Below are 23,594 nucleotides of genomic sequence, written 5' to 3' on the forward strand. Positions count from 1 at the left end.
CGGGGCGCCGCACACGGGGGCTCATGCGGCTGTCGGGTCGGGGCGGACCCACGCCGCTTCGGCGGCGAGACGTTCTGACCACTGGATGTGGGCCTCGTCGAAGGCGGCGTCGGCGAGGCGTATGCGCTGGACTTCGCCGGTTCCGGCCGGTGGGTAGGTGAACTGGATGTCGCGCCACAGGCGCTGGAGGATGTAGTCGCCGTTGAGGGCGTGGGCGCCGTGCAGCTCCATGGCGTCCTGGGTTGACTGCATCGCCCACTGGTGGCCGAGGTACTTGGCGTTGATCAGGTCGGTGTCGCAGGGCAGGCCCTGGTCGAGGAGGTGCACGGACTGATAGGCCAGGATTCGCCCGGCGCGCAGGCGGGCCTCCATGTCACCGATGCGGTCCCGCAGAACCGGCAGATCGGAGAGGGCGCCCCGGTAGCGGGAGCGCGCCTTGAGGTAAGCGGTCGAGGCGGCCACGACTGCCTCGTGTATTCCCAGGCTGACTGCGGCCAGGTTGGGACGGCCGTACAGGATGCTGCTGCTCTGCGCTACGCCCAGCCCCTGACCGATCTCTCCGACCACGTTTTCCTCGGGGACGCGGACGTGATCGAGGTCGAGGCGGCCGGCGGAGAAGCCGTGCAGGCCGAGGCCGGGACGGTGGTCGGCGACTGATAGTCCTCGGCGCTTGGATTCGACCATGAACGCGGTCAGCGCCTGGGAGGTGCTCACGCCTGCCTTGGCGGTCCGGGCGACCACGAGGTGGGCTCCCGCGAGGTGGCTATTCCCGATGTGGATCTTGCTGCCGGTGATCACCCATTGGTTGCCGACGTGCTCGGCGATGGTCTCGATGCCGCCGATGCGCCCGCCGACTCGCGGTTCGGTCACGGCGATCGACAAGAGCAGTGAACCGTCCGCTACGCGGGGCAGCCAGCGGCCCTTCTGCTCGTAGGTGGCGAAGTGCAGCAGGGCGCCGACGGGGATCAGCGTGGCCTGGAGGATGGCCGCCGCAGCCGCCGAGACGCGGGCAATGCGGTGGACGAGGATGGTCTTGGCCACGTGTCCGGCGCCCAGCCCGCCGAAGGAGGACGGGACGGTGACGGCGAACCAGCGTCGTGCGGCCATCAGGTCGGCGACCTTGCGCTCCACCCTGCCGGGGGCGGCCTCCATGCGTGCGGCGCGCGGCGCGATGTGCTCGGCCGCGAAGGCGTCCGCCGCGTCCCACAGCAGTTCGTGGCGGGCGGTGAGATAGGGGCGCAGCGTCGGCGGCGGCGTGGTGGGTGTGGCGGGCATGGTCGTCTCCCTCTCCCTGGATGAAGGTCGCACGGTGGAGCGGCCGGGGATCGCCTGCGGCTCCCGGGCGGGGGGTCGTGGAACGGACTAGCGGACGGGCGCGCGGGCGATGTGGTCCATCACCCGGACGCCGGCGTTGATGACGACGTCTCTCAGCCGTCGGGCCTCGCTCAGGGGCCGCTTCTCGGGGTCGATGACGCACACCGTGCCCAGCACGGTGCCGCTGTCGTGGATGAGCGGGGCACCGAAGTAGGAGCGGATCCCGACTGCGTCGACCACGGGGTTGCCGCTGAAGCGCGGGCTGGCGTGCACGTCGTGCAGCGGAAGCGCCTTCTTGCGGGCTATGACCTCCGGGCACCAGCCGTGGTCGCGGCTCATGGTGCGGCCGACGATGACGTACCCGCTGTCCGCGGGCGGCTGGTGCAGCCCGACGAAGGTCTGCTCCTCCAGGAAGAGGTTGACGAAGCCGTACAGGAACCCGGCTCGTGTGGCCATGTCGCGGGCCAGTTCGTCGAAGTCCTCGCTGGCAGCGGTGGGCACGCCTAGGCGATCCAGCAGCTCATATCGCTGCGCCAGCTCGGTCGCCTGCTGGGCCTGCGGGACGGGGACGGCGGCGCTGGCGGGGAGGGATGGCCCATGGGTGACGTCCCGCATGGTGCGTCGCGGCAGCGACTGCGGGAGGGGGGCGATCTGCCGCGCGCGGTAGGGATCGTTGGGCTGATACGACATCAGGCGTCCTGAAAGGTGGTAGTGGATGCGGGGCGAGCGGGGCTTGCCGATGCGCTCTTCAAGGCGTGGCCAACGAGGGTCAGCAGGACGCCAGCGACGTGGTTCGGATCGCGAGCGTCGCAGGTGATCACCGGCACAGAGGCGGGCAGTTCGAGGGCGGTGCGGACCTCTTCGGGGTGGTAGCGATGTGCTCCGTCGAACTGGTTCACCGCGACGACGAAGGGCAGGCCGATGTCCTCGAAGAAACCGACGGGGGTGAAGCTGCTTTCCAGGCGGCGGGTGTCGACCAGGACGACCGCGCCGACGGCTCCGCGACAAAGGTCGTACCAGAGGTCGACGAACCGGTCCTGGCCGGGCGTGCCGAACAGGAACAATTCCAGGGGCACGGGCGCGTCGGGCAGGTTGAGGCGACCGAAGTCGAAGGCGACCGTGGTGGTCTGCTTGGCCTCGACGCCCGCCAGGCTGTCCACGTCCGCGCTCGCTTCGGTCAGGTACTCCTCCGTGCTCAGCGGCGTGATCTCACTGACGGCACCCACGGCGGTGGTCTTGCCCGCGCCGAAACCGCCGGCGATCACGACCTTCAGCACGGTCGGTGCACCGGCACGCGGGCGCGACGACGGCCGCAGCACCACGGCCGGGTCACCCGGCCTGGGGGTAGGCGATGGCATCGGGCCACTTCCTCTTCAGGCCCGCAGACAGGGCCGCCAGCAGTTGTGCAGAGGGACGTGCATGCGCGTCGGACGCGGCATAGGCGGTGACGGGGACGACCAGGGCGTCGGCGTCCAGGAGGTCGGAGATGAGGATCTTGACGACGGTTACGGGACGGCCGAGTCGGCCCGCCAGCTCGGTCACCGAACGCCGGTGCTCCCGGCACAGGCCGAGGATCTCTGCGCATTCCTCGGCCTGGCCCGGGCCGGGCCGCCCGGGTCCGGCATCCAGCACCGTGTCCAGGCCGAGCAGATGCCGTGGCCGGGTGCGACCGCGCGTCAGGGTGTAGGTCCGCACGAACGTCGAATCCTCGGCCGCGCTGCCGTGTGCGGTCACCGGACCTCATCACCCGTGCCGATGCGGACGGGGATCTGCATGTAGGGGGCGAACTTCTGCACCAGGCGCCCCATCTCGAACCCAACGGTGCCGGCATCGGCGTCCATGGTCGCGATCACCGCGAGGACCGTGTCCACCACGCCCCGTTCGTTGCCGGGATGGCCCTCGAAGGCCGCGCTGCGACCGGAGCTCTGGACGAAGATCAGACAGTCGTCTCGCTCAATGACGACCTGCCTCGCCGGCCTCTTCTTGTGGGTGGGACCGGTGATGTTCGCCGCGAGTGAGGCCACTCCGCTGATGGCGGCCGACAGTTCGTCCGCCCAGTCCTTGTCGACGTCGCTGTCCAGCAGCCGCAGTCCGTCCCGCGAGAGCAGGACGGCGTGCGTGACGCCCGTCGTGTCGGAGGCGAACTGCCGCAGCAGCCACGCCATGTTGTCCCGCTGTCCGCTTGCCGTTGTCTCGGTTGCGGGTGCGTCGCCGGTCACGTTGTTCATCGCGGGGTGGGTGCTCATAGGGATCGCTCCAGAAAGGGGGAAGGGCCAGCGGATGTAACGGCCACCGGGAACGTGGAGGGACGAGGTTCAGGGACTGGGGTGCTCTGTCGAAGCGGTGGGAGAACCGGCTTGCCCGCCGGCCTGGATGCCGGTGCGGAAGGCGGCTGCGAGCCCTGGCGTCGCCGCGGTCACGGAGGCTTGCTCCCGCCCGTGTGGCGGACGGAACGTGCCGGCCTGGCGTCTACGCGTGGGAAGGGCGGGCGCATCAGCAGAGTGACCTGCCTGTGCGGCTTCCGACGCCCCTGCGGTACCGGGGCGTGGGACCTGCCCCGGTCTCGGGGTGGCTGGAGTCGCGGCAACCTGCTGCGGTTGCGGCGCCAAGGGGCGGGCGTCCTGGGGCAGCGCGCTCGCATCGTCGACGGAGGGAATCGCTACTAGGAGCCGTGCCGGGATGACCACCAGGGCGGTGGTGCCTCCCGTCACGTTCTCCTGCAGGAGAACGGACAGCCCGTGCGACTGGGCGATCTTCGCGGCGACCAGCAAGCCGAGCTGCCCCGCTCGCACCTGGCCGCTGACGTCGACTTCGTCGGGGGCCTGGAGCAGGTGGTTCATCTGCGCCCGGGTCTGCGGATGCATGGGGATGGCCCGGTCCTCGACCTCGACCGCCAGCCCGTTCGCCACCCGCTGCGCACGCACCATCACCTTCGTCGCCGGATCGGAACACTCACAGGCGTTCTCGATCAGCTCAGCCAGCAGGTGCGTCAGGTCCGGACCCACATGGCCGGGAAGGCCCAGCTCCGCGCCCACGGACCCGGCCGCAACCGCCACCCGCGGATACTGCACGACCTCGGAGACTGCGCCGCGCAGCACGCTCTTGACGGGAACGGGCCGACGCACGCTGCGCAGGGACTGCCCGCCCAGCACCGCAATGCTCTCGACCTGGCGACGCATCCGCGTCACGAGGTGATCGATCTCGAAGATCTTGGCGAGCAGCTCCGGATCGTCGGTCAGCATCTCCAGCTGGCTCAGTGCTTCAAGCGCCTTGCCGACCAAGGCGTGCTCGCGCATGGCCAGGCGGCGCAGCACTTCCAGGAGGACGACGGACTGGGACTCGTCGTGCACCCGTATCAGCGACGCGACGGCCCGCACTTGGAGAGCACTCAGCGCCTTGGCAATCTCGGCGTCAGGGCTGCCAGTTGGCGCCTGCAGGTCCGCTAGCGGCGGGCGTCCCCCGCGGCACAGCTCGTCCGCCGACCACTGCACCGACTTCTCGATGGCCGCCGCTGCCCCTGCGATCGCTGCCAGTGCCGTTGCCTGGGCCTCCTCCGCCGCTGTCTGTATGGCTCCTGCGGCCGTTCGCGCTCCGCGATCCGCCATCGTGGCGACGCCCGCGAGTCCGCAGATCAGGCCGACCAGGAGCCAGCCGGGTCCCACCGCGGACACCGACCAGAGGGTGAAGGCGGTACCCAGCAGGGCGGCAAGGAGCACTAGGGGCAGTGCGACGGCGCGGTAGACACGGTGCAGGGTGAACGCGTTGATCGGAGGCCGCCGTCGGCGGTGGCCGGTGGCGGCCGGCCGTGCCGAAAAGGCGCTGTCAGGCATGGGAATCCTCGTCAGGGTGGGGGTGGCTAGGCGTGCTGCGGCGTCAGGTCTGCGCAGGTCTTGTGTGTGCTGCGTGGGGTCGAGCGGGGTGACGGAAGCGCGACCGCACCGCGGTGGGAGGACTGCGTCGCCAGGAGTTGAAGCAGCCGGGCGCTCTGGATCAGGCCCATGTGGCTGAATGCCTGCGGGAAGTTGCCGAGCTGGCGCTGCTGGACGGGGTCGTACTCCTCGGCCAGGAGGCCGAGGTCGTTGCGCAGTGCGAGGAGGCGTTCGAACAGGGCGTGGGCCTCGTCGAGGCGGCCGGTCAGGGCCAGGGCGTCTACGAGCCAGAAGGAGCAGAGGACGAATGCGCCCTCGTCTCCGCTCAGGCCGTCCACCCCGGTGTGGTCGCCGATGGTCGGGTAACGGCGCACGAGCCCGTCAGACGTGGAGAGTTCACGGCGTACTGCGTCCACGGTGCCGATGACGCGCGGGTCGTTCGACGGTAGGAAGCCGACGCGGGGGATCAGCAGCGTGGCGGCGTCGAGTTCCTTGGAACCGTAGGACTGGGTAAAGGTGTTGCGCACCGGATCGAAGCCCCTGGTGCAGACCTCGTGGTGGATGGTTGCCCGCAGCTCGGTCAGGCGGGCCAGGTCGATGTCGAGCGCGCCGGCTTCGGCCAGGCGGATGGTGCGGTCGATCGCCACCCAGGCCATCACCTTGGAGTGGACGAAGTGCTGGCGTGCCCCGCGGATCTCCCAGATCCCCTCGTCGGGCTCCCGCCAGCGCTGTGCCAGGTGCTCGACGAGCCGCTGGTGCAGGACCGCGGTGTCGGCACAGTGGGCCACACCGCTCTCGTGCGCGAGGTACAGGGTCTCGATCACCTCGCCGTACACGTCGAGCTGGAGCTGGTCCGCCGCCCCGTTCCCGACCCGCACCGGCGTCGAGCCCTCATACCCGGGCAGCCAGGGCAAGTCCCGTTCCCGAAGATCACGCTCTCCGGTGATCGCGTACATGATCTGCAGGTTCTCTGGGTCGCCGGCCACGGAACGCAGAAGCCAGCGCCGCCATGCCTGCGCCTCCTGCCGGTAGCCGGTCTCCAGTAACGCGGCCAGGGTCGTAGCGGCGTCGCGCAGCCAGGTGAAGCGGTAGTCCCAATTGCGTCGGCCGCCGATCTCCTCGGGCAGCGAGGTGGTCGGCGCGGCGACGATCCCGCCGCTCGGGTGGTAGGTCAGTGCCTTCAGTGCGATCAAGGAACGGACCACGGCCTCACGGTAGGGGCCGTCGTAGGTGCACTGCTGCGTCCAGTCCTGCCAGAAGGCGAGCGTCTCGGTGAGCGCCGCGTGCGGGTCGGGGATCTCCGGAGCCGGTGCGTGGGACGGGCACCAGCTGAGCACGAACGCCACGCTCTGCCCGGCGCGGATGGCAAAGGCACTGACGACGACCCCGTCCTTCTCCGCCTGCGGGACGCAGGTGTCGAGCCACAGTGCGTCCGCGCCGGCCTCCGCGACCATGCGCCCATCGGCCTCGTGGATCCACGGGCTGACGCTGCCGTATCCCGGCCGCGGACGCATGGCCGAAACCATTGCCACCTCACCGGCCAGACCCTCGACGATCCGGATCACCTGCGGTGCCCCGTCGCGAGGCGGCATGAAGTCCAGGACGCGGACCGACCCGGCCGGTGTGCGCCAGATCGATTCGAGGACGAGCGTGTCACCGCGGTACCGGCGCTCGGTGACCGCTCCGGGCCCGGAGGGGCCAGGCGCGGCCGGGGCGATCTGCCAGGTGCCGTGCTTGTGCGTGCCGAGCAGGCCGGCGAAGACGGCCGACGAGTCGAACCGGGGCAGGCACAGCCAGTCGATCGAACCGTCGTCGCAGACGTGGGCACTGGTCTGCATGTCGCCGATCAGGCCGTACTGCTCGATGCGCGGGAGGCGTTTCATCGTGTGGGTCTCCGTAGTCCCCGTGGACCCGGGGGTGGCTTCGGGGCCGCCGGGGCGGCCGGGAAGTGTCGGTGAGAGAGGCACGGTGGTTACCGGTCCGGGGGAGGTCTGTTCTGCCCCGGCCGGGGATCCACGTTCCGTGGAGCAATGGGGCCGGTTACTCGCTCAGCACGAAGAGCCAGCCACGCCATGGGACCGAGAATCAGCGCGATCAGAACTGCCCCGGCGGCGGTCATGTCCGGGGCACCGACGCGGCCAGAACCACGCACGCGAGGGCGAGAGCGAAGACCGCGCCGCGCAGCACGTTGATCGGCGGCTTCCACCAGCGCCGTCTCTGGACCGACTTCGCAGGGGCCACGTCGTGGGCCTGCACGGCAGCGATAAGGTCTTGGGTCGCCTCGGCCAGCCTGACCAGATGAACCCTGCTGGGCATGTAGCCATCGGGGAGGCCGCCCGAACAGAGCTGCTGCGCACGGAGCAGGGCCGGCTCTTGCGAAGGCGTCAGAGCTCCGAGCTGGCTGACGTGTCCTCGCAGCCGCAGTGCGAGGTCTTCCACATCGGCGGCAGTATCGGGTAACGGCGAGTCCTCGCCCAGCACGAGCGCCACCGTTTCCGTCGCCGAGGCCGCCGGGTCACGTCGCAGGATGGGCTCACCAAGGGCGTGGCTTCTCCTTCCCTGATCACTGAGTTGGCACGCCCGGCGAAGGGCCAGCGAGGGACGCATGACGCAACTCCTAGGTGAATCAAGCCAACTTGAGCGAGGAACGCTGTGCACCGCAGGCAACTGACGTGCAAGGTGAGTGATCCTGCGGCTACGTTGAGCGAACCGCGAATTCCTGTCAGGGGGTATGCCTACGCGGCCCTCAAGGCCGTCAAAGGCGTCAAAGATCATTTCGGAACCGAGGGGCAGTACATGGCCCGTGAGAGAAACGTCGCCCTTGCCGCGCTCCTGCGCGAAGCGGGCTGGTCCCAGCCCCAAGCAGCCGCCGCGGTCGCTCGCGTTGCCGCGGAGAGCGGTGTACGCGAACTGGAGGCTATTTCCCGCTCCCACATCGCCATGTGGGTCCAGGGCACGAAGCCCAGTGGACGAGCGCCTCATATCCTGCGTGAGACGCTGTCCCGCAGGCTCGGCCGACGCCTCACCCTCGCTGACCTCGGACTGGAAGATGGGCCGACAGGATCCACTGACAGTAGTTCTGACTGGAGCGTCGACCCTCTGACCGTGCTGGCCGAGCTGGGAAGCGACGATCTGGACATGCACCGACGCAAGCTGTTGGCTACCACCGCGTACTCGGCCGCCGGCCTCGTCCTGCCTGCCGCTCCATGGTGGGCAGCCGCCCCGGCCGCGGCGGCCTCGCGCCCTGCTGTCTCCTCCCGGCTGGTGACTCAGGCTGACATCGACGATGTCCGCAAACTGACCACCTTCTACTCCGCGAGGGACCAGCAGCGCGGTGGAGCCTCGGGGCGCTCGGCCCTGGCCGGCCATCTTCGCGACGAAGCGGTGCCGCTCCTGGGCAGCAGGTTCCGAACGGAACAGCACCGCTGGGATACGTACTCGGCCGTGGCAGAGATGACCTACCTCGCAGGCTGGATGGCCTTCGACGCCTCCGAGCATCGGACCGCCCAGCGCTACCTCACCCTCGCCGCACGCATTGCGGCCGAAGCCGCAGACGGACCGCTGGGCGGCCACATCCTGCGTGCCCTCGCCCATCAAGCAGTCGACCTCGGGCACCCACGCAGAGCGCTCGACCTGGCCGATGCCTCCATGTCCCGCACCCACTACGGCCAGGCCAGCTCGCGGGAGAAGGCCCTGCTCGCGGTAGTCCATGCCCGCGCCTTGGCCGCCGGCGGCGACCGCCGCGGCACTCTCGCGGCCATCAGTCGCGCGGAGAGGGACCTCGCACGTGCCGATAACGAAGGTGCCCCCGACCGCGTCAGCTTCTTCCAGGAAGCCTCCCTCGCCCACGAGACTGCGTGTGCCTTGCGGGACCTGGGAAATCCTCTCGACGCGGAGTTGCATTTCCAGCGCAGCGTCGCCACCCGCCGGCGGCAGCAGTATGCCCGTACCCACAGTGTGACCCTCGGCTACCTCGGTGCTGTCCAGGTCCAGCAGGGACGCCTCGATGAGGCATGTGGTACCTGGGGACAAGCACTGGACGCCATGGCTGGCGTCCAGTCCGGCCGCGCCCGCGACGTCATCGTCCGCATGCAGAGCGACCTCTCGCCTGTGCGGCAACGTGGTGGCCGCCACGTCGCCGAACTGGACCGCCGGGCGCGGGAAATGCTGCGCGCCATAGGCTGACCACAGGGCAGGTCCGCAGCTATTGACGGCAGCTGCTGAACACGCGACCCCGTTAGAGAGGAACGAGCGCCGATGGCAACGTACGAGGTCGAATCGATCGCAACGGTGGTCGGGGGCCACACCCGCGTTCAGGACGATTACCAGGGCGGAGTCGAGTCGGTCATCCGACTCAACGAGGCGTACCCCCTTGAGACGCTGCAGGGAATCGAAGAGTTTTCCCACCTGACGGTGACCTGGCTCTTCCACCTGGCGCGACCGGAAGACGTCCAGCTCCACGCACGCAGCCCCCGCGGGAATCCGGACTGGCCGTCGACCGGTACCTTCGTCCACCGCAACCATCGGCGTCCCAATCAACTGGCGATCAGCTACCCGCGGCTGCTCAAGGTCGAGGGGCGGGACCTGTTGGTCACCGATCTCGACGCTGTAGACGGAACGCCCGTGATCGACTTGGCGCCGTACTTCGAACAGATGGGGCCTCGTGGCCCGATCCGTCAGCCCGCCTGGCCCGGCGAGATGCTCGAACCGAATTACTGGGCGAAGGCAAGCGAACGGCCCTCGGAGCGCCCTGTATGACAGAAGCGATTGAGCTGCCCGGCTTGCCATTTGCATCGTCGGCAACCAACTGGAGGTCTGGCTCAAGCTGCAGCCCTCGCGCCTCGGAACTCACACCACGTCTCCTCGCCGCTGCTCTCCCATGCGTCTGAGATCGCATCGACCAGCCGGATCCCGCGCCCCGATTCACCGTCGGGTCCGGCTTCCTTGAGCACAGCGGGCGCCGGGTTGTGGTCGGTTACCGAGACACGCACCACGTCGACGCCCACCGTGATGCGGAGCGCGACTTCGCCCTCACCGTGGATCACGGCGTTGGTGACCAGCTCCGAAACGGCCAGTACGACGAACCCCGCCACCGGCTCCGAAACACGGCACCGCCGCAGGAACGCCCTGGCTATGCGCCGCATCTCCCCGACCTTCGCGAGGTCGGGGAGAAGGGCCGCCTGACAGGCATGGGATGCCGCCGGTACCTCTGCCCTCGCCCATGCGGGCTCGTCTTCCTGAACCGGCCTGACGCATGACGCGCCTGCTGTAGCCGCACAGCTACGGATGCCCCCGCCGGGCGGGGTCGCCTCTTGGAGCCTGGTCATGTGGGCTATGGCACCGCGCGGCGACGCCGTCTACCAGGGGAATCCAGAGGGGGAAAAATATGTCAAGAGGGAAACTGCAGGGGGGAATTGAGGCCATGATTGGATTCCGCCCACCAACAGAGGTCACACTCATGCCAGACCCGTTCGCCGACCTGCTCCTCCGGCTTCGGCAGGAGGCGGGCCGGACTCAGGAGGAGCAGGCGGAGGCGATCAACGCTGTCTCCGGCCGGGACACCATGACCCGCCGAGAGATCAGCCGTTATGAGAACTTCGAGAACATTCCTACCAACCACACGATCGGCCACATCGCGGCGGCGTGTGGTGTCCCCTTCGAGGAACTACAGCGAGAGGCCAAGTCCGCCCGAGCTCGGAAAAGAAAGGTGCATGCCGATGCAGGGGAGGAGCAAGACGCCGTGAAGCGTCGCACGCTCCTGGGTAGCGCCACCATCGGCGTGAGCGTGGCCGCCGAGCCCTGGGGGCGCCTCGCCTTCGCCCTCAGTAAGGGGGCCAAGATCGATTCGCCCGCTGCCGCCGCGCTCATCGACCGAGCCGCTGAACTGCACGTCCAGGAACTCAACCTCAGCGCGCGGCGGCTACAAAAAACGGTCGAGTCGCATCTTGACGCGATCACTGCGGCCCTGCCTCGTGCAGGCGATCACGAAGGCGCTCTCACCATCGCCGCCGGAGAAACCGCCGCTCTGGCCGGTTGGGTGGCCTGGGACCTGGGGGAGCACGACAAAGCCAACGCCTACTACAAAGTCACGTCGCAGTGCGCGGCGGCTGCCGGGCATCCTCCACTCCGAGCCCTGGCCCTGACCTACAGCAGCTACAGCGCTTTGACGCCAAAGGCGAAGATGGAGTTCCTCTCCCAAGCCGCCAACGACGTGCGAGGCCACGGTAACGCTACTGCTGCCGCTTGGGTTCTCGGTAGGCATGCGGAAGAAGCTGCGGCGGCCGGCGACGAGGTGGGGGCGCTCCGGGCGTTAGACCGAGCGCGCTTCGCTTACGATTTCGCGGACCACGCCAGCGAGCAGGCATGGGTCAGGTTCGTGACCCCATACCGCATGGACTCGTTGGCCCTGTCCGTGTACGGCCAGCTGAGGCGTCCCGAGCTCACGTCCACAGCTGATACCGCGGTCGACCGCCTCGGAGACGGTCTACCGGACGGGGGCGTCGTGGTCCTCGGTGATCTCGCTTCGGCCCTACTGCGTGGGGGTGACGTCGATCAAGGGGTGTACGTGTCACATCAGTTCGTCGCAGCTGCAGAGGCCAAGCCCAACACGATGGGCAAGGAGCGCGCATCGACTATCGCCTCGTCGCTCCCTGACAGTGAGCAGGAACTCGGCCGCCATCTACGGAAGTTCGCATCCTGAGACCCCACACGCAGTAGGCGGGTAAGCCCAGGACGCGAGCGCCGTCGTACGGGCGGCCCGGCGCTCCGCAGAACCTATGCCGTCTCCTCGATAACCCAGGACAGGTACGCCTCCGACCCGCCGGTCACGGGCAGCGTGATCCACTGGGGAACGTCGTAGGGGTGCTTCTCGTGCAGCCACGCCTCCAGTGCCGGGAGACGGTCCGTCGTAGTCATGTACGAGATCCGCCACTCCTGCGCCGTCTCGACCTTCCCCTTCCACCAGTAGAAGGCTGTGATCGGCGCATCAATGTGAACGCCCGCTGCCAGCTTGCTCTCGACCGCGCCACGGGCCAACGCCTTCGCCTGATCCTCGTTGTCGCTGGTCGTCTGCGCGATCACAATCTCGTTGGCCATGCAATTGCCTCTCAGTTCAGTTACCGCGACTCTACCGAGCCGTCAAGGGCACACGTCACGCTGCTGAAACAGCATCATCCCGGCCCGTGCCGGACCATCCGCTAAACAGAGCGGCGTGATCATGCGGGTCACCGAGCCATCGAGGCGGCGACGCCCCTGTCCGAGGACGGTCACGGGTAGTTGCGGCATCGAAAGCGGAACCCCGCAATTAGGGGGGGGCACAGAGCCGCGGGCACACCCGAGTGCGTGACCTGTGAACGTCGACCGCACGACGGCCCGTCCGCTACTGATGGACTTCAAGCGGGTCCCCGTCGTGCCGCCGGAGTGGGATCTTGACTCTATGGCCGCGGAGATGACGACGGCCGACGCGGCCACCGAGACCGAGTACGCGCAGTGTCGCGAGACGTACGGCACGGACGTCACCGAGGTGCGAAGGATACGAGTTCCTCCTCGCGAGTTGCGCATGGCAACCTACAAAGCCCCGTATGAGGCCACGCGACCGAGTGGCAAGCAGAGGCTCAGTACCGTGTCGACTGCCTGCATGGCCGTGCAGCGCCGTGACCCTGGAACTGGAGAGGGATCCATGTAACCCTCACGAACACTCCGACACTCAGGTGGTGTAGCTCTTCAGTTTCACTTCGCTCCCCAATTGCCTGCGCCCTCCACTGGTATGTCTGCAGCGTAGCCGGCGACCTCCGCCGCCTTCTTTTCGGAGGCTGTCGACCGCTCGTCCGGGCTGGTCCCTGGCATCGTGCACATCGACATCACGGTGCGACCGAGTCAGGTGATGGAGGAGCACGCCTTGCCCCTCTTCTCCGACGGAACGCCCCCTGCGTCTTTCGGTTGGCCTTCCCGCGGCTCGGCATTCGCCCACGGCAGACGAGAAATAGCCCCGAAGGACTGGAACCTCCTCTGGGAATATGTCAACGTACAACGTCCCGGAAAATACCAGGTCAGTGGCGGGATTCAGGATTCCAGGCCGACCTGCACGTCGGCCATGACGACGTCCGACACCTCGCGCTGCTCGGCCTCATCGCGGAGGCCCCGACCCAAGGAGCACCCCTGTCGAATGCCGCTCTCCGATCGGTCCGATTCAACGCCCCCATCTGCTCGACACTTGGTGCCCTGAACGTATGGACCACATCGGAGCGAGAGGATTGCGCCGCTCCTCCCCGGCGCTGTGCCTATGTGTTTGTGCGACCGCGTTGACAACGGACTCGGGGTGTTCGTGACGGACGGCGTGGCCTCGTTCTCCGATCGCGCCGACTGGCCCCCTGTGTTTCGTCCGTTGCAATCGTCCGTGAGTTGCCCTGCGGGGCGCAACATAGACCAAGATCGCCGGTTGGCCAAACCGGCGATCGTGACGACCATTGAGGTGTTCTCAGCGGCTGTGCTTGGCGGTGGAGCCGTTCGGACACCGTGGCCCTTCATGTCGACGACCAGTAGTCCCCGTAACTGACAGAGTTTGCCCATCAGTTGCGGCGGAGTGGGTGCAAGTCGAGCACTGCTGCTTGGGCCGCCGACATATCTGGAACATCCGAGGAAACATCAATGGCTCGTCCACCTGCGCTCAAGCTCGCCGAAGTCCTAGCGGAAATCAGGATGAGCCCGTCGGCTTTCTATCGCCTGCGCGCTCGCGGTCAGGCACCCCGAATGATCAAGCTGCCCAATGGTGAACTGCGCTGCCGGCGCGCCGATCTGGATGCGTGGTGGGATGCGTGTGAAAGGGATACGCCTGGATGGCGATGAGTTATAACATCCGCTTCTGGGAGATACGTGAGCGCCCCGACCGGCGCAAGCCTTTCCAGATTCGGTGGACGGTTAACGGGCGAGAGAAGTCTGAGTCCTTCATCGCGTTCGCGCTTGCTGACAGCCGGCGTGCGAAGCTGATGACAGCCGCGCGCGAGGGTGAGCCGTTTGACGAGCACACAGGTCTGCCAGCATCCGAGTTGCGGTCCATCAAGCAGCGCACTACGTGGTACGACCTGGTGCACGAATACATCGAGCAAAGATGGGAGCGCACGCCAGGGAACACCCGCCGCACCCTGGCTGATGCCTTCGCTACGGTCACGCCCGCCCTGGTACGCCCCGGCGCAGCGTATTCCGATCCGCGGGTACTGCGGCGTGCCCTGTACTCGTGGGCATTCAACAAGAAAGCTTGGGAGTGCGAGCCCACCGAGGAGTGGCTCCATGCGCTGGACTGGATGAAGCGCAACTCGCTGCCGGTCAGCGCCCTCGCGGAAGCCGACGTTCTGAGGCGGGCCCTCGATGCGATGTGCCGCAAGCTGGACGGCAAGGCGGCTGCGGCTAAAACAGCCCGACGCAAGAGGGCTGCGTTCAACGAAGCTCTCAACACTGCGGTGGAGAAGGGGTACTTCGCAGAGAACCCCCTCAAAGGGCTCCGGTGGCAAGCGCCAGCAGTCAGTGAGGAGGTGGATCCGGCCGCCGTTCCCAATCCGGCCCAGGTGCTTCGGCTGCTCGAGGCCGTTGCTTGCCAGCGGGGGCGGGGTCCTCATCTTGAAGCATTCTTCGGTTGCATGTACTTCGCGGCTATGCGGCCAGCAGAGGTCATCCACCTTCGGATCGAGCAATGCCACTTGCCAAAGACGGGATGGGGCATGCTGAACCTCTCGGGCGGGGTCGTCACGTCTGGCAAGGGGTGGACCGACGACGGTGAGGTGCACGAGGTGCACTCGCTCAAGCGTCGCGCGGCAAGCGCGACGCGGCCTGTTCCCATCCCGCCGCAGTTCGTACGCATGCTGCGTGCCCATGTGAATCGGTTCGACGTGGCACCTGACGGTCGACTTTTCCGGAACCAGGCTGGCAACTACGTGGACGCTGCCGCCTACGGCATCACATGGGCGCGGGCCCGGGAATACGCCCTGACCCGTACTGAGCGCACTTCTCGCCTGGCCAAGCGGCCTTACGATCTCCGTCACGCCGGGATCTCGTTCTGGCTCTACTCCGGAGTGGACCCGGCCGAGTGCGCCCGCCGCGCCGGCCAGAGCATCGAGGTTCTCTTTCGCCACTACGCCAAGTTCCTTGACGGCCTTCGAGAGCAGGCGAACCGTCTCATCGAGCAGTCCATGAACGAGTGGCAGCGCGTCAGTCAGGGTGACGTACCCGAGGGCTGAACCGGGGGTTTGGTCCGTGACTGGTCCGGAAGCACTGGTCAGGAGGGGTGCAGTCGTGGGAGGAACTGGGAGTTAGCACGCAAGCCGGGCCCGGTCGAGAACGGGTTGCACGAAGGGCGCCTGACGGGTGAAAACCCAGGTCAGGCGCCTTTTCGCATGTGTCTAGAAGAAGCCCAGCCTCTTCGGCGAGTACGACACCAGAAGATTCTTCGTCTGCTGGTAGTGCTCCAGCATCATCTTGTGGGTCTCCCGGCCGATACCCGAACCCTTGTAGCCGCCGAACGCCGCGTGTGCGGGGTACGCGTGGTAGCAGTTGGTCCACACGCGGCCCGCCTGGATCGCGCGGCCCGCGCGGTACGCGGTGTTGACGTCCCGCGTCCACACGCCCGCGCCCAGGCCGTACAGCGTGTCGTTGGCGATCTTGATGGCGTCGTCGAAGTCGTCGAAGGACGTCACGGAGACCACCGGCCCGAAGATCTCCTCCTGGAAGATCCGCATGCGGTTGTCGCCCTCGAAGACGGTCGGCTGGACGTAGTAGCCCCCCTTCAACTCGCCGTCGTGCTCGATACGTTCGCCGCCCGTGAGCACCCTCGCGCCTTCCTGGCGGCCGATGTCCAGGTAGGAAAGGATCTTCTCCAGCTGGTCGTTGGAGGCCTGGGCGCCGATCATCGTGTCCGTGTCGAGCGGGTGACCGGTCTTGATCCGCTCGGTGCGGGCGACGGCCGCCTCCATGAACTCGGCGTACTGGCCCCGCTGCACCAGCGCCCGGGACGGGCACGTGCACACCTCGCCCTGGTTGAGCGCGAACATCGTGAAGCCTTCGAGCGCCTTCTCCCGAAAGTCGTCGTCGGCCGACCAGACGTCGTCGAAGAAGATGTTCGGCGACTTGCCACCGAGTTCGAGAGTGACCGGAGTGATGTTCTCCGAGGCGTACTGCATGATCAGCCGACCGGTCGTGGTCTCACCGGTGAACGCCACTTTGGCGACTCGCGGACTGGACGCCAGCGGCTTGCCGGCCTCCACGCCGAATCCGTTGACGACGTTGACCACGCCGGGCGGGATCAGGTCGGCGACCAGGCCGAGCCAGTAGTGGATCGACGCCGGAGTCTGTTCCGCCGGCTTGAGCACGACAGCGTTGCCCGCGGCCAGCGCCGGGGCGAGTTTCCAGGTCGCCATGAGGATCGGGAAGTTCCACGGGATGATCTGCGCGACCACACCCAGCGGTTCGTGGAAGTGGTACGCCACCGTGTCCTCGTCGACCTCCCCGAGCGAGCCCTCCTGCGCCCTGATGGCGCCCGCGAAGTACCGGAAATGGTCGATGGCCAACGGAATGTCGGCGGCCAGCGTCTCCCGCACCGGCTTGCCGTTCTCCCAGCTCTCGGCGACCGCCAGCCCCTCCAGGTTCGCCTCCATCCGGTCGGCGATCTTCAGCAGCATGTCGGAGCGCTCGGTCACCGAGGACCGGCCCCACGCCGGAGCGGCGGCGTGCGCCGCGTCGAGCGCCCGCTCCACGTCCTCCGCCGTGCCCCGCGCGATCTCGGTGAACGGCTGCCCGTTCACCGGCGACGGGTTCTCGAAGTACTGCCCCCGGATCGGCGGCACGTACTCACCGCCGATGAAGTGGTCGTAGCGTGTCCGGTAGGAGACGATCGCACCCTCGGTGCCGGGTGCCGCGTAACGGGTCATGCTGCTCTGCCTCCCGAAGAAGCGCTGCCCGCCGTCGGGCAGCTCTCGGCGCGAGGCTAGGAACGGCGAGGTTGCAAGTACGTTGCGCGAGCCGGTGATCCCTCGGAGCGGGTCACCCCGTCGCCGGCCGCAGCCGTCGCGGCCCATGTCTGCGTCAGCGCGCCGGACGGCGCCCCCAGGTGACCGGTGCGGTGAGCTCGGACTCCAGCGCGGCCAGCCGTGACCGAACCGCCGCGGTCGGTCGCACCGCGGCGAGCGCCTGCCATACGTCGAGGTCGCCCTCGCCCCACGGCGCGTGCGCCCAGTCGGCCAGCAGATCGGGGTCGCGGCGGGCGATCAGCGCCGTACGCAGGCCGTCGGCGAGAAGGCGCCTGAGCCGCACCACCGCCGGTGCCTGGGAGCCGGGCAGCAGCGGGCCGGTGTACGCCGTGGCCGCGGCCGTGACCGCACCGGTCTCCAGGCGACGCTCGACGACCGCCACGTCCGACTCGACGGGCGCCGTGAGCCGGTAGGGCCGCGAGGCGAGCAGTCCGGGGCTCAGTGCGCGGCGCAGCCGGGCGAGTTCGGCGCGCAGCGTCACCGGTGTCACCGACTCGTCCTCGTACAGCGCGCACAGCAGCTCGTCCCCGGTCAGCCCCTCCGGGTGACGGGACAGCAACACCAGGATCTCGCTGTGCCGGCGGCTGAGCCTGATCCGTCGGCCGCCCATGCGCAACTGCGCCTCGTCCCGGCCCAGCGCGATCAGCTCGGGCGCGTCGGACGTGGGCGCCGATGGCGCGAGCAGCGCCAGATGGGACTCCGCGGCACGCGCCACCGCCTGCACGAACCCCAGGCTGTGAGGATGCGCGAGCCCGTCCCCGCCGGTGATGTCCACCGCCCCGAGCACCCGCCCGGTGCGCGGATCGTGCACCGGCGCCGCCGCACAGGTCCAGGGCTGCACCCGGCGTATGAAGTGCTCGGCTGCGAACACCTGCACCGGCCGGTCCACGACGACCGCCGTGCCCGGCGCGTTCGTGCCGACGGCGGTCTCCGCCCACCGGGCGCCCGGCACGAAGTTCATCCGCCCCGCGCGCCGCCGGGTCGTGGGATGCCCCTCCACCCACAGCAGCCTGCCGTGCGCGTCGCACACCGCGAGCAGATGCTCGCCGTCGGCCGCGAACGTACCCAGCAGCTCCCTGAAGAGCGGCATCACCCGAGCCAGCGGATGTTCCGCGCGATAGGCGCCGAGATCACCGTCCGCCAGCTCCACACTCGCCGTCCCGTCCGGACCGACACCGGCACGCGCGGAACGCCGCCACGAGTCCGCCACCACGGCACGCACCGGCTTCGGCACGGTACCCGCCTCGGTGAACGTCTCATGCGCACGGCGCAGCACCCGAACACGCTCGGCAGGGTCGGCCCCCGGCTTCAGCGCCACCCACGGATCCGTCAACTCGTCCTCCCCGGAAGGCGATGCGGCTGGGGACATCGTCACTCCGCGTACGCGCACGGACAACCTCTTCGACGGCCCTCACCGAACGACGCTCGCACCAGCCCGGCCGTGCTGCCCCCTCAGAGGGCGTTGACCAGCCGTATGTAGCGCGTCCAGTTCCAGTGGGGGCCGGGATCGGTGTGGTCCGTACCGGGCACCTGGTGGTGACCGATGATGTGTTCGCGGTCCTTCGGTATGCCGTATCTGGTGCAGATCGCCGCCGTCAGTCGCGCGGAGGTCCTGTACATGACGTCGGTGAAATAGGCGGGCTGGTCCACCCAGCCCTCGTGCTCGATGCCGATGCTGCGCGTGTTGTGCTCCCAGTCCCCTGCGTGCCAGGCGATGTCCGCCTCACGGACGCACTGGGTCGTGTGCCCGTCGCCCGACCGGACGACGTAGTGCGCGGACACCTTCTTCTCGGGGTTCTCGAAGACGAACAGCGTCTTGGTGTAGAGGGTCTGTGTCACATGGATGATCACCCGGTCGACGGGGTGGGTCGAAGGGCGGTGCGCCGGCGTGTAGTTGGCGCTGCTCGCCGGACGCCACTCGGCGAGCGGATGGTCCGGTGCGGGGACATGCGCACCGGCCGGTCGTTCGGGGAGCAGGGCGTACGGGACGGCGGCGAGGGCGGTGCCCTGGAGGATCCGCCGCCGGCTGGGACGTGGGCTCGTGCGTTCCATAGGGGTCATGGCCTTTCCGGGGCGACGTGGCGTGGTGATCATGAGTCGGGGGTGCCGGCGCGGCAGCCTGTTCCGCGCAGGACAGGTGGGGGAGCTTTCGTCGAGAACTGCCGGCTCGGCGACGCGACATGTGAGACCCCCGGTGTACGCCGAAGCGCCGCCGTCGCCGCGACCCGACGGCTGCGCCCTGCGTGGATCACGTTACGGGGAGGAGGGTCGGGCCAGAGGGGAGCGCAGGTCTTCCGTGGACAGCCACGTGATTGTGGACAACGTCCTCACTCACACGAGTGGACTCGTCCTGGGCTCACGCCCGTTCCGCCACCGCCGCAGGATCGTCGAGCACCGCCCGTACCACCGAGTGCGCGGCCCCCAGCAACGGCCCTTCGGGCCCCAACCGTGACACGGAGACGGGGCAGGCGGGCCCCGCGGTGCGCCGGTCGAGTTCGGCCTCCAGCGCAGGCAGCAGCCAGGGGGCCAGCCCCGCGAGCGCGCCGCCCAGCACCACACTTTCGGGGTCCAGCAGATTGACCGCACCGGTCAGCGCGACACCGAGCGCCGTTCCCGCGTCGCGCAGGGCCCGCCGTACGTGCTCGTCGCCCTCGGCGGCCCGCTCGGCGAGCAGCCCGACACGGTCCTCGCCCGGCTCCAGCCCGGCCGCCCGCAGGACCGCTTCCTCACCCGCGTACTGCTCCAGGCACCCCCGCCCGCCGCACGGGCATTCGGGGCCGTCCGGCTGGACGGGCACATGGCCCAACTCGCCCGCGAAACCGCGCGTTCCTCGCAGCAGCCCCCCGTCCACCACGACGGCCGCGCCGATGCCGATCTCGGCCGAGACATGCAGGAAGTCACGCGGAGTCCCCTCGCCCAGCCAGAGCTCGGCGAGCGCGCCGAAGTTGGCCTCGTTGCCCACCGCCAGGGGAAGATCCACGGCCAGCAGTGCGCCGAGGTCCGTGTCGCGCCAGTCGAGGTTGGGGGCGCGTACGACGGTACGGGCGTCCCGCGCCACCAGGCCCGGCACGGCGACCGCGAGCCCTGCGGGCCACAGCCCCTCGTGCCCGGCCTCTGCGACGACCCGGCGCACCAACTCCGTGAGTTCCTCGACCACGGGTTCCGGGGCGCGGCCCCGGTTGTCGCCGTGCCGCACCGCCCTGGACCGTACGTCGCCGCGCAGGTCGACCGCACAGACGGCGAGATGGTCGACGCCGACCTCCGCGCCGATCCCGGCCGGACCGTGCCCGCTGACGGCAAGCGCCGATCCGGGACGGCCCACCCGGCCGGGCCGCTCGGGACCGAGCTCCTCAAGGAGTCCCGAGCGGATCAGCTCGTCGACGAGCGTGGACACCGCGGCACGCGTCAGGCCGATGCGGGAGGCGACGGCGGCGCGGGAGAGCGGCCCCTCGGCGCTGACGGTGTGCATCACCCGGGCGAGGTTGCGGCGGCGCATGCCCTGCTGGGTGTCGGGCAGCGCGCGCCCGGCGCCCGGCTGGGCCTCGTGCAGGGGTGCGGTCATGCGTGGAGTCAGTCCTCGTCCGTACCTAGTGCGCCTCGGGGCTCCGCTCCAGCAGCGGGGCCGCGTCGGAGAGTACCCCGCTGATCCTGGCCAGCGTCTCCTCGTCCCGCTCGACGGCGTCCAGCACCGGTCCTCGGGTGGTGTTCCAGCGCCGGGCGACCGCCGCGGGGTCCTCGCCGGTCAGCAGGCCGGCCGCCTGGGCCGCGGCGCCCAGCGCGACGAGCTCCCTGGCCTCGGGGACCTGCACCGGACGTCCCGACAGCCGGCGTACGGTCTGCTGCCAGGCCGTGCCCCGGGCGCCGCCGCCGATCAGCAGCAGCGGGGCCGAGCGGTCCGCGTCCTCGTCGAGGACCAGGTCCAGTGCGCCGAGGAGCGCGTGGACGGCGCCGTCGTAGGCGGCCTGCAGGAGCTGGCCGGCGGTCGTGTCGTGCCGCAGGCCGTGCAAAAGGCCGGAGGCGTTCGGCAGGTTGGGGGTGCGTTCGCCGTCCAGATAGGGCAGGAGCGTGAGGCCGACGGCGGGCTCCACGGCCTCGCGGTCCAGGCCCAGCAGCGTCGCCAGGCGGTCGACCGCGAGAGTGCAGTTCAGGGTGCAGGCCAGCGGCAGCCAGTCGCCGTGCGCGTCGGCGAAACCCGCCACCGTGCCGGTCGGGTCGGCGGGGCGGTGCTCGGAGACGGCGTACACCGTGCCCGAGGTGCCGAGCGAGAGCACCGGGGTTCCCGGGCGCAGTCCGAGGCCCAGTGCGGCGGCCGCGTTGTCGCCGGTGCCGGGCGCCACCAGGGTGCCTCTGGAGAACGGCAGGTCGTGGCCGTCGCGTACGGTTCCCGCGACCTCGCCGGGCCGGACCACACGGGGCAGCAGCGCCGGGTCGAGCCCCACATGCGCCAGGATCTCGGTGTCGTACGACTCCGTCCCCGACGCCCACCAGCCCGTACCGGAGGCGTCCCCGCGGTCGGTGGTGCCCAGCCCCGTGAGGCGTTCGGTCAGGTAGTCGTGGGGGAGGCGTACGGCCTTGGTGGCCCGGACGGCCTCCGGTTCGTTCTCGGCGAGCCACGCCCACTTCGTGATCGTGAAGGACGCGGCGGGGACGGAGCCCGTGCGCTCGGCCCAGAACTTCGCGCCGCCCAACTCCTGCGTCAGTCGGCTCGCCTGCGGTGCCGAGCGCACGTCGTTCCACAGCAGGGCCGGGCGCACCGGCTCGCCCCGCTCGTCCAGCGTGACCAGACCGTGCTGCTGCCCGCCGATCGAGACCGCGGCGGCCTCGTGCGCGGCCTCGCCGCACTGGCGCAGCGCCTCGCACAGGGCGTCCCACCACTGACGCGGGTCGCTCTCGCGGCCGGCCCCCGAGGACACGGTGTGCGGTGCCTGGCCGCTCGCGACGACCCGTCCGGTCGACGCGTCGACGACCAGGGCCTTGGTGGACTGGGTGGACGTGTCCACGCCGACGACGAGCGGACCCTCGGCTGCTGACATCGCGCTCTCCCTTTTCCGCGGCTTGGCGGGATCTGACCTGCTGTTTTCGAGGGTGCCCGGGGTGTCGCGACCCGGACCTCACCCCTTCGGGACATCTTGTCCCTTCCCAGGGACGCGTCGGCATACTAATTTGTAAAGCGCCATGACGAAATGGTCGTGGAAGCAGTCGTCAGCGAGCAAGGAGTCGCGGCATGAGCTACCAGCCCACCCCCGAGGACAGGTTCACCTTCGGCCTGTGGACCGTCGGTTGGCAGGGACGGGACCCCTTCGGCGACGCCACCCGCCGTGCCCTCGACCCGGTCGAGACGGTGCGGCGCCTGGCCGAGCTCGGGGCCCACGGCGTCACCTTCCACGACGACGACCTGATCCCCTTCGGGTCCTCGGACAGCGAGCGCGAGGCCCACATCAAGCGTTTCCGCGAGGCCCTCGACGCGACCGGCATGAAGGTGCCGATGGCCACGACCAACCTCTTCACCCACCCCGTCTTCAAGGACGGCGCGTTCACCGCCAACGACCGCGACGTACGCCGCTACGCCCTGCGCAAGACGATCCGCAACATCGACCTGGCGGCCGAGCTGGGCGCCCGGACGTACGTCGCCTGGGGCGGTCGCGAGGGCGCCGAGTCCGGCGCCGCCAAGGACGTGCGCGTGGCCCTCGACCGCATGAAGGAGGCCTTCGACCTCCTCGGTGAGTACGTCACCACCCAGGGCTACGACCTGAGGTTCGCGATCGAGCCCAAGCCGAACGAGCCGCGCGGCGACATCCTGCTGCCCACCGTCGGCCACGCCCTGGCCTTCATCGAGCGCCTGGAGCGCCCCGAGCTGTACGGCGTCAACCCCGAGGTCGGCCATGAGCAGATGGCCGGGCTCAACTTCCCGCACGGCATCGCGCAGGCGCTGTGGGCGGGCAAGCTCTTCCACATCGACCTCAACGGCCAGTCCGGCATCAAGTACGACCAGGACCTGCGCTTCGGCGCGGGCGACCTGCGCTCCGCCTTCTGGCTGGTCGACCTCCTGGAGAGCGCCGGTTACACCGGGCCCCGCCACTTCGACTTCAAGCCGCCGCGCACCGAGGACCTCGACGGTGTGTGGGCGTCGGCCGCGGGCTGCATGCGCAACTACCTCATCCTCAAGGAGCGTTCGGCCGCCTTCCGCGCCGACCCGGAGGTCCAGGAAGCCCTGCGTGCCTCGCGCCTGGACGAGCTGGCGCAGCCGACCGCGGCGGACGGCCTCAAGGCGCTGCTCGCGGACCGTACCGCCTTCGAGGAGTTCGATGTCGAGGCGGCCGCCGCGCGCGGGATGGCCTTCGAGCGCCTCGACCAGCTGGCGATGGACCACCTGCTGGGCGCCCGCGGCTGAGGCCAC

21 protein-coding genes are annotated in these 23,594 nt (G+C 69.2%); 6 read left to right on the forward strand and 15 right to left on the reverse strand.

The features are described from left to right. Positions 1-21: 21 nt before the first annotated feature. The 8 genes from ACWCPI_RS30680 to ACWCPI_RS30715 form a co-directional block, all read right to left on the reverse strand. Positions 22-1,275, reverse strand: coding sequence for an acyl-CoA dehydrogenase family protein (locus ACWCPI_RS30680; protein WP_451041209.1), 1,254 nt, complete (start codon positions 1,273-1,275; stop codon positions 22-24). Positions 1,276-1,362: 87 nt separating this feature from the next. Further along, positions 1,363-2,004, reverse strand: coding sequence for a GAF domain-containing protein (locus ACWCPI_RS30685; RefSeq protein WP_451041210.1), 642 nt, complete (start codon positions 2,002-2,004; stop codon positions 1,363-1,365). Beyond that, complete coding sequence (locus ACWCPI_RS30690; protein WP_006143018.1) at positions 2,004-2,636, reverse strand: GTP-binding protein; 633 nt, start codon at positions 2,634-2,636, stop codon at positions 2,004-2,006. The genes ACWCPI_RS30685 and ACWCPI_RS30690 overlap by 1 nt, the downstream gene beginning before the upstream one ends. A 7-nt stretch (positions 2,637-2,643) precedes the next feature. Continuing rightward, entirely contained in the window at positions 2,644-3,048 is a 405-nt protein-coding gene (locus ACWCPI_RS30695) for a DUF742 domain-containing protein (protein WP_451041211.1), read from the reverse strand. Further along, positions 3,045-3,560: a roadblock/LC7 domain-containing protein gene (locus ACWCPI_RS30700; RefSeq protein ID WP_345141008.1), complete on the reverse strand. Its 516-nt coding sequence runs from the start codon at positions 3,558-3,560 to the stop codon at positions 3,045-3,047. The genes ACWCPI_RS30695 and ACWCPI_RS30700 overlap by 4 nt, the downstream gene beginning before the upstream one ends. Positions 3,561-3,629: 69 nt before the next feature. Beyond that, the gene (locus ACWCPI_RS30705; RefSeq protein WP_451041212.1) at positions 3,630-5,144 is read right to left on the reverse strand and encodes an ATP-binding protein; all 1,515 of its coding nucleotides are present in this window, start codon (positions 5,142-5,144) and stop codon (positions 3,630-3,632) included. Positions 5,145-5,170: 26 nt separating this feature from the next. Further along, the gene (locus ACWCPI_RS30710) at positions 5,171-7,066 is read right to left on the reverse strand and encodes a glycoside hydrolase family 15 protein (protein ID WP_451041213.1); all 1,896 of its coding nucleotides are present in this window, start codon (positions 7,064-7,066) and stop codon (positions 5,171-5,173) included. A gap of 232 nt (positions 7,067-7,298) precedes the next feature. Next, positions 7,299-7,790, reverse strand: a complete 492-nt coding sequence (locus ACWCPI_RS30715; protein ID WP_234377044.1) for a DUF6415 family natural product biosynthesis protein — start codon at positions 7,788-7,790, stop codon at positions 7,299-7,301. Between the two features lie 189 nt (positions 7,791-7,979). Here ACWCPI_RS30715 and ACWCPI_RS30720 point away from each other — a divergent pair, with 189 nt between their 5' ends. Beyond that, positions 7,980-9,368 (forward strand): Tat pathway signal protein, encoded by a 1,389-nt coding sequence (locus ACWCPI_RS30720; RefSeq protein ID WP_451041298.1) that lies wholly within the window; start codon positions 7,980-7,982, stop codon positions 9,366-9,368. 72 nt (positions 9,369-9,440) lie between these two features. Next, on the forward strand, positions 9,441-9,941 hold the full coding sequence (locus ACWCPI_RS30725; RefSeq protein WP_073948162.1) for an SAM-dependent methyltransferase: 501 nt from the start codon (positions 9,441-9,443) through the stop codon (positions 9,939-9,941). A 62-nt stretch (positions 9,942-10,003) separates the two neighbouring features. Here ACWCPI_RS30725 and ACWCPI_RS30730 read toward each other — a convergent pair whose 3' ends face one another. After that, complete coding sequence (locus ACWCPI_RS30730) at positions 10,004-10,510, reverse strand: ATP-binding protein (protein ID WP_451041214.1); 507 nt, start codon at positions 10,508-10,510, stop codon at positions 10,004-10,006. Positions 10,511-10,641: 131 nt separating this feature from the next. Between ACWCPI_RS30730 and ACWCPI_RS30735 the strand changes: the two genes are divergently transcribed. Next, positions 10,642-11,883, forward strand: coding sequence for a helix-turn-helix transcriptional regulator (locus tag ACWCPI_RS30735; RefSeq protein WP_451041215.1), 1,242 nt, complete (start codon positions 10,642-10,644; stop codon positions 11,881-11,883). A 74-nt stretch (positions 11,884-11,957) separates the two neighbouring features. On the opposite strand, the gene cutA is transcribed toward ACWCPI_RS30735, so the two are convergent. Next, positions 11,958-12,278 (reverse strand): divalent-cation tolerance protein CutA, encoded by a 321-nt coding sequence (gene cutA / locus ACWCPI_RS30740; RefSeq protein ID WP_073948164.1) that lies wholly within the window; start codon positions 12,276-12,278, stop codon positions 11,958-11,960. Positions 12,279-13,829: 1,551 nt separating this feature from the next. Here cutA and ACWCPI_RS30745 point away from each other — a divergent pair. Continuing rightward, positions 13,830-14,027 (forward strand): helix-turn-helix transcriptional regulator, encoded by a 198-nt coding sequence (locus tag ACWCPI_RS30745; RefSeq protein ID WP_073946053.1) that lies wholly within the window; start codon positions 13,830-13,832, stop codon positions 14,025-14,027. Continuing rightward, positions 14,018-15,412: a tyrosine-type recombinase/integrase gene (locus ACWCPI_RS30750; protein ID WP_424874379.1), complete on the forward strand. Its 1,395-nt coding sequence runs from the start codon at positions 14,018-14,020 to the stop codon at positions 15,410-15,412. Before ACWCPI_RS30745 ends, ACWCPI_RS30750 begins: the two co-directional genes overlap by 10 nt. Before the next feature lie 162 nt (positions 15,413-15,574). On the opposite strand, the gene exaC is transcribed toward ACWCPI_RS30750, so the two are convergent. From exaC to xylB, 5 genes are all read right to left on the reverse strand, one after another. Continuing rightward, positions 15,575-17,098 (reverse strand): acetaldehyde dehydrogenase ExaC, encoded by a 1,524-nt coding sequence (exaC, locus tag ACWCPI_RS30755; protein WP_451041216.1) that lies wholly within the window; start codon positions 17,096-17,098, stop codon positions 15,575-15,577. Positions 17,099-17,252: 154 nt separating this feature from the next. Continuing rightward, on the reverse strand, positions 17,253-18,566 hold the full coding sequence (locus ACWCPI_RS30760; RefSeq protein WP_451041217.1) for a GAF domain-containing protein: 1,314 nt from the start codon (positions 18,564-18,566) through the stop codon (positions 17,253-17,255). An 83-nt stretch (positions 18,567-18,649) separates the two neighbouring features. Continuing rightward, positions 18,650-19,249, reverse strand: a complete 600-nt coding sequence (locus ACWCPI_RS30765; RefSeq protein WP_451041218.1) for an N-acetylmuramoyl-L-alanine amidase — start codon at positions 19,247-19,249, stop codon at positions 18,650-18,652. Between the two features lie 304 nt (positions 19,250-19,553). Then, complete coding sequence (locus ACWCPI_RS30770; RefSeq protein ID WP_451041219.1) at positions 19,554-20,759, reverse strand: ROK family protein; 1,206 nt, start codon at positions 20,757-20,759, stop codon at positions 19,554-19,556. A gap of 25 nt (positions 20,760-20,784) precedes the next feature. Then, positions 20,785-22,230 carry a xylulokinase gene (gene xylB, locus ACWCPI_RS30775; protein ID WP_451041220.1) on the reverse strand — a complete coding sequence of 482 codons (1,446 nt, stop codon included), beginning with the start codon at positions 22,228-22,230 and terminating at the stop codon, positions 20,785-20,787. 191 nt (positions 22,231-22,421) lie between these two features. Here xylB and xylA point away from each other — a divergent pair, with 191 nt between their 5' ends. After that, positions 22,422-23,588 (forward strand): xylose isomerase, encoded by a 1,167-nt coding sequence (xylA, locus tag ACWCPI_RS30780; RefSeq protein ID WP_451041221.1) that lies wholly within the window; start codon positions 22,422-22,424, stop codon positions 23,586-23,588. Positions 23,589-23,594: the final 6 nt, after the last annotated feature.

The organism is Streptomyces sp. NPDC001920 (genome assembly GCF_053594495.1).

Excerpts from the sequence above, each read along its gene's own strand:
- ACWCPI_RS30680 (WP_451041209.1), bottom strand. The coding sequence starts at position 1,275 with ATGCCCGCCACACCCACCACGCCGCCGCCGACGCTGCGCCCCTATCTC.
- ACWCPI_RS30700 (WP_345141008.1), bottom strand. The coding sequence starts at position 3,560 with ATGAGCACCCACCCCGCGATGAACAACGTGACCGGCGACGCACCCGCA.
- ACWCPI_RS30705 (WP_451041212.1), bottom strand. The coding sequence starts at position 5,144 with ATGCCTGACAGCGCCTTTTCGGCACGGCCGGCCGCCACCGGCCACCGC.
- ACWCPI_RS30750 (WP_424874379.1), top strand. The coding sequence starts at position 14,018 with ATGGCGATGAGTTATAACATCCGCTTCTGGGAGATACGTGAGCGCCCC.
- ACWCPI_RS30715 (WP_234377044.1), bottom strand. The coding sequence starts at position 7,790 with ATGCGTCCCTCGCTGGCCCTTCGCCGGGCGTGCCAACTCAGTGATCAG.
- ACWCPI_RS30710 (WP_451041213.1), bottom strand. The coding sequence starts at position 7,066 with ATGAAACGCCTCCCGCGCATCGAGCAGTACGGCCTGATCGGCGACATG.
- exaC (WP_451041216.1), bottom strand. The coding sequence starts at position 17,098 with ATGACCCGTTACGCGGCACCCGGCACCGAGGGTGCGATCGTCTCCTAC.
- ACWCPI_RS30725 (WP_073948162.1), top strand. The coding sequence starts at position 9,441 with ATGGCAACGTACGAGGTCGAATCGATCGCAACGGTGGTCGGGGGCCAC.
- ACWCPI_RS30745 (WP_073946053.1), top strand. The coding sequence starts at position 13,830 with ATGGCTCGTCCACCTGCGCTCAAGCTCGCCGAAGTCCTAGCGGAAATC.
- ACWCPI_RS30685 (WP_451041210.1), bottom strand. The coding sequence starts at position 2,004 with ATGTCGTATCAGCCCAACGATCCCTACCGCGCGCGGCAGATCGCCCCC.
- xylB (WP_451041220.1), bottom strand. The coding sequence starts at position 22,230 with ATGTCAGCAGCCGAGGGTCCGCTCGTCGTCGGCGTGGACACGTCCACC.
- ACWCPI_RS30760 (WP_451041217.1), bottom strand. The coding sequence starts at position 18,566 with ATGTCCCCAGCCGCATCGCCTTCCGGGGAGGACGAGTTGACGGATCCG.
- ACWCPI_RS30735 (WP_451041215.1), top strand. The coding sequence starts at position 10,642 with ATGCCAGACCCGTTCGCCGACCTGCTCCTCCGGCTTCGGCAGGAGGCG.
- xylA (WP_451041221.1), top strand. The coding sequence starts at position 22,422 with ATGAGCTACCAGCCCACCCCCGAGGACAGGTTCACCTTCGGCCTGTGG.
- ACWCPI_RS30770 (WP_451041219.1), bottom strand. The coding sequence starts at position 20,759 with ATGACCGCACCCCTGCACGAGGCCCAGCCGGGCGCCGGGCGCGCGCTG.
- cutA (WP_073948164.1), bottom strand. The coding sequence starts at position 12,278 with ATGGCCAACGAGATTGTGATCGCGCAGACGACCAGCGACAACGAGGAT.
- ACWCPI_RS30730 (WP_451041214.1), bottom strand. The coding sequence starts at position 10,510 with ATGACCAGGCTCCAAGAGGCGACCCCGCCCGGCGGGGGCATCCGTAGC.
- ACWCPI_RS30720 (WP_451041298.1), top strand. The coding sequence starts at position 7,980 with ATGGCCCGTGAGAGAAACGTCGCCCTTGCCGCGCTCCTGCGCGAAGCG.
- ACWCPI_RS30765 (WP_451041218.1), bottom strand. The coding sequence starts at position 19,249 with ATGGAACGCACGAGCCCACGTCCCAGCCGGCGGCGGATCCTCCAGGGC.